We start from the raw sequence: 1,308 nt of genomic DNA on the forward strand, positions 1-1,308 counted from the left end.
TGAACCGCCCTGGGTTTCGTTCCGATCCTTTATCGAGAGGATGGAGACATGCCCGCGAAGTATCCGCAGTCGTTCAGGGACCGTGCGGTCCGGATGGTGCTGGACAGGCTCGAGGCCGATGAGGACGGTCTGACCAGTTATCAGGTGATCAAGCTCACCGCCCCGAAGTTGAACGTCTCGATCGAGTCACTACGCCGCTGGGTCGAGCAAGCGTCCGTCGATGACGGGGCTGGGTCGGGTGTCACGACCGACGCGCAGGCCGAGATCCGCCGTTTGAAACGGGAGAACGCCGAGTTGCGGCGCGCGAATGAGATCCTCAAGACCGCGTCGGCGTTTTTCGCCGCGGAGCTCGACCGGCCCACGCCGAGATGATCGCGTATATCGACATGTATCGCGACCAGTTCGGGGTCGAGCTCATCTGCCGCACACTCGGTGCGACAGCAGGTGGGTTTCTCACCTCCCGCGGCTATCGGGCTGCGAAGACCCGCCGGGCCAGCGACCGGCAGCTGCGCGATGCGGAGCTGATTCCGGTGATCCAGCGGATCCACGCGGACAACTACGGCGTCTACGGAGTCCGGAAGATCTGGCATGCAATGCGCCGAGAAGGGTGGGACATCGGCCGCGACCAGGTCGCCCGTCTCATGCGGCAGGTCGGGCTCGAAGGCGTGATCCGCGGCCGCAAGCCGCGCACTACGACCCCCGCCCGCGTCCCCGATGATCGGCCGGATCTCGTCGAACGGCACTTCCGAGCAGACCGCCCGAACCGGCTCTGGGTCGCGGACATCACTTACGTGCGCACCACCGCGGGATTCTGTTACACCGCGTTTGTGACCGACGTGTTCGACAGGAAGATCGTCGGATGGGCGACCCGGGCGACCATGCGCACCGAGGACCTCCCGCTGGAAGCGCTCGAACACGCACTCGTGACCGCGAAGGATCACGCATGGGACGGGCTGATCCACCACTCAGACCGAGGCAGCCAATACGTGTCCATCCGCTACTCTGAACGCCTCGCTGAGGCCGGCATCACCGGCTCGGTCGGCACCGTCGGTGACAGCTACGACAACGCCCTCGCCGAAGCCGTGAACGGGCTCTACAAAGCCGAGCTCATCCACGCCCGCCCCGCCTGGCCTTCCGTCACCGAGGTCGAGTTCCAGACAATGAACTGGGTCGACTGGTGGAACAACACCCGCCTCCACGAAGCCCTCGGCTACGCGACCCCGAGCGAAGTTGAAGCCGCCTACTATCAATCACAACGAGCCGCACTAGCGCTCACATAACGATCGGAACAGAACCCAGGGCGGTTCA

At 64.5% G+C, this 1,308-nt stretch carries 1 protein-coding gene; it reads left to right on the forward strand.

Translation table 11 applies throughout. The features are described from left to right. Positions 1–48: 48 nt before the first annotated feature. Positions 49–1,280, forward strand: a protein-coding gene (locus tag QSJ40_RS12540; protein WP_412093540.1) for an IS3 family transposase whose coding sequence is annotated in 2 segments (ribosomal slippage) — positions 49–337 and positions 337–1,280 — 1,233 coding nt in all. Because the reading frame shifts where the segments join, the coding sequence is not laid out codon by codon here. The last annotated feature ends 28 nt before the right edge of the window (positions 1,281–1,308 follow it).

The sequence above is a fragment of the Kocuria sp. NBRC 114282 genome (assembly GCF_030268385.1).
GTDB classification, from domain to species: domain Bacteria; phylum Actinomycetota; class Actinomycetes; order Actinomycetales; family Micrococcaceae; genus Kocuria; species Kocuria palustris.